This is a genomic window from Euzebyales bacterium, from assembly GCA_036374135.1.
GTDB lineage: Bacteria > Actinomycetota > Nitriliruptoria > Euzebyales > JAHELV01 > JAHELV01.
The window spans coordinates 1-3460 of record DASUUK010000073.1 but is presented as its reverse complement, the minus strand read 5'-3'; the positions used below and the strand labels follow the sequence as shown (position 1 = coordinate 3460).

Here is a 3460-nt window from a genome sequence, read left to right as displayed (position 1 = left end):
CGCGGTCCGCGCCCGCGGCGGGGTCGCGACGCCGACCTCGCCGCTGTGCCCCGACCTCGCTGGTGGATCGACACCATCGAGACCCAACATCCTGGCGCCGGCGCTTCAGGCGACACCGCGTCTGCCTGATCAGAGCGGTACTCAATGCCCGTCGCGCCGGGTCGTCGGATCAGCGCGCCTGTAACGCGTCCATCCCGACCGCGATCGCGAGGATCAGCCGGCGGTCTACCGAGCGGTCGGGGTCTCCGCTCATGTCGATCGTGTAGACGTCGCGGAACTTGCCGATGTGCCGGCGGTGTGAGCCGAGCACGGTTCCGTTGCGTTGGAACGTGAAGTGGTACGGGATGGGAAGCCAGTCCGCGACGTTCTCGATGTAGGGGACGAATCCGACCGCCCGGCGAAACAGCGCAACCGCTAGGCTCTGCTCCGCCGCAGTAGCGACCTCCACCCCGTTGGCGTCGTAGAGTCGGTACGCTGAGCGCAGCAGGCTTGCTCCGAAGACCTTCTGGATCTCTCCGATCTTGGTTCCGTCGGCGGCGGTGACGTCGTAGCGTGCGCGTGGATCGAACCGCTGGCGGGCCTTGATGCGCATGAGCTCGACGCTGCGGCTGTCGTCGGCGTAGAACCGGATGTCCTCCTTGAACGTGAACCGCTTCTGACGGACGAAACAGAACGGCGGCCCGGGGTCGTCACCGTCGCCGTGCGGCAGGGAGAACTCGTAGTCGTTGACGACCGGCCGGAACCGCTGGCGGAGTATGAACCGATCGTGCTCGTTCGGGTCGAGCCGGAATGGAGCGCTCATGCAACAGCCTGACTGATGGAACTGTGGCATCTTACGAGCGGGTGCCGCTGAGATGCGTGTGCTCGGGCGTGGCGGGGATGTCGTCGGCGGTCAAGGTTGCTGTTCGCGGGCGACACGCTCTCGCCACCCTCCGGTGCCGTCAGCCGGCTGCCGCCGTCGACGCCGGATGCCGGTCGCGATGGTCGGAGAGCACGCCCGAGTTCGACCGGGACCGTACCACGTCGACGACCAGGGGCGACGACCGCCACCGACGGCGAGACCGATGACGTACTGCAGGTCTCCGTCGACGACGCTGAGCTTGCCGGTTGCGTTCCAGGATGCGTGCAGCACGCCAGCGGCCAAGAGGCTGCCGCCGGTGGCGACGTCGGTGCGGGCGACCAGGCACCGCGCTGCAGGCGCCATGAGGAACAGCACGCCGAGGTTGACCAGCGCCTCCCGCATGCCCGAGGTGCCACGGATCTGCAGGGGGATGTGCACCCGCGAACGGCACGGCCGTCAGGAGGGCGCCCTTCATCAGCCCGTAGCGGCCCCTGAAGTGGCGTTGCACCATGCCTTTGCCAGCCGGTCCCTTCCCACAGGTTGAGCAGCAGGGCGCCGTAGACGATTGGCGGGCGGCCTGATGCTGTGGGACCTGAGCGTTGAGAGCTGGATCAGGGCCGCCTGCTCCGTCACCAACCGCGACCTGACGAACGCGGAGTGGGAGCGCCATGTCGGCGACTTGCTCCCCCGGATCTCCACGTGCGCGTCGCCGAGCCGGAACTGACGGGAGCCGTCTGGCGAGCGCAGCTGTACGCGACGCTGCCTTCGGCCGCCCCGGCACGAAGGCGTCGCGGACCCTTGACTCGCCGCCTGCCAGGCCGTCAACCCGAGCGCTTGGCGGCGCGGCGACCTGTCGGCCCGTGAGATACGGCAGACGGGCCACCCGCCAACGCGGGAACTGCGGGTCGACGTGGCCACCTACGGATGCCCGTCCGACGGGCGGCCATCTCCGTCGGGCCGCTGCCCGGCACAGGCGCGCTGGCACCCCACCGCGTCAAGGTCGATGTTGCCGGCGCATCCGTCGGTCAGATCGTGGACCAACGCGGCGTCCACCACGACCCCGGTCGCCGACATCCAACGGGTCGCGGGTCAACACGTCCGGGTTGGTTGTGCTGTCTATCGTGATCGCGAGGCTGGCGGTTCTCCTGGATGGCTCGTGCTGAACGAGCAGGTATGCGTCGATCGAAGGTGGGATGCGGCGACGGGTCGGATGCGGCGACATCCGCTGGCGCTGGAGGCGACCGCCGAGTGAGGTCGCGGTGCCGGAGCCCCATATCCCGCCGTGATGTCCCGGTCCAGCGCGAAGTTTCGCGGCGTGACCGTGCGACGCGCACCGGGCGAGCATCGAGGCTGCCAGCTCATTGATGCCGTCCTGGGCGCCGTAGAAGGCCCCAGCTCGACGCGCTCGATCACGAGGCTGTCGGGCTGGAGGAGCACTCGGCCGGGGTCGACCGCGTCGCGCCCCGACCCGTTTCTCTCACCTCGCGGGGGCTGGCGCCAGGCCTCCAAGGGGCTGTGAAGGCGTCATCATCTCACCGTGAACGACTGCTTGAGCTCGGCCTTGGAGCTGTTGCCGGCGTAGACATCGATCGTGCCGTGCTCCACGACGAACTTCCCGCGGTTGTCGTAGAAGCCGAAGTCGCTGCGGTCGAGCGTGAACGTCACCGTCCGCGTCTGGCCCGGCTCGAGCGTCACGCGCTCGAAGCCGCGCAGCCGACGCACCGGCTGCGAGATGCTTGCGACCGGGTCGTGGATGTAGACCTGCACGACTTCGTCGCCCTCTCGGCCGCCGGTGTTCGTGACGTCGACCGACGCCGTGAGGCTGCCGTTGCGCGAGACGCTCGACGAACTCAGCCGCAGGTTCGTGACATCGAACGTCGTGTAGCTCAGGCCGTGGCCGAACACGAACAGCGGGTCGCAACTCGGGATGTCGCGATGCTGCGAGTTCCACTTCACGTCTTTGTTGCACGGGCGCCCGGCGGGCTCGTGGTTGTAGTAGATCGGCACCTGGCCGACACGGTACGGGAACGACGCCGGCAGCTTGCCGCCCGGGTTGACCTTCCCGAACACGACGTCGGCCACCGCGGGGCCGGCCTGCACGCCCGGGAACCACGCTTCGAGGATCGCCGGCGCGTCCTCGACGATGTTCTCCAGCGCCAGCGGGCGGCCGCTGAACAGCACCACCGCGACCGGCTTGCCGGTCGCCTTGATCGCCCGGAGCAGCTCCTCCTGCCGGCCCGGGAGATCCAGGGTGCTGCGCGAATTCGCCTCGCCGCTCATCTCGCGCGTCTCGCCCAGGGCGAGCACCACCTGGTCGGCCGCGTTCGCGACCGCCACCGCCTCAGCGAATCCGGCGTCCGAGCCGCAGCCCTCCGGATCCGTGTGCGGCACCTCGGTGTTCGAGAGCGTGCAGCCCTCCGCGTAGGTCGCGCCCGGGCTCTGCTCGTTGATGCCGTCGAAGACGGTCACGACGTCCCGGTCGTCGCCGCGCCCCCACCACGGGCCCAGCATGTCGTGCTGGTTCTTGGCGAGCGGCCCGATCACGGCCGTGGACTTGGCCGGGTCGAGCGGCAGGATCCCGCCCTCGTTCTGGAGCAGCACCATCGACCTGCCGGCGGC

At 69.2% G+C, this 3460-nt stretch carries 3 protein-coding genes; all 3 read right to left on the bottom strand.

Annotation, left to right across the window (positions count from 1 at the left end; all coding sequences use genetic code 11):
* Window positions 1-169: 169 nt before the first annotated feature.
* Entirely contained in the window at window positions 170-802 is a 633-nt protein-coding gene (locus tag VFZ70_12350; GenBank protein ID HEX6256588.1) for a hypothetical protein, read from the bottom strand.
* A gap of 90 nt (window positions 803-892) precedes the next feature.
* Window positions 893-1279 carry a hypothetical protein gene (locus VFZ70_12345; GenBank protein ID HEX6256587.1) on the bottom strand — a complete coding sequence of 129 codons (387 nt, stop codon included), beginning with the start codon at window positions 1277-1279 and terminating at the stop codon, window positions 893-895.
* A 1089-nt stretch (window positions 1280-2368) separates the two neighbouring features.
* Window positions 2369-3460, bottom strand: a 1092-nt coding sequence (locus VFZ70_12340; protein HEX6256586.1) for a glycoside hydrolase family 3 C-terminal domain-containing protein, incomplete at its 5' end; no start/stop codon positions are given.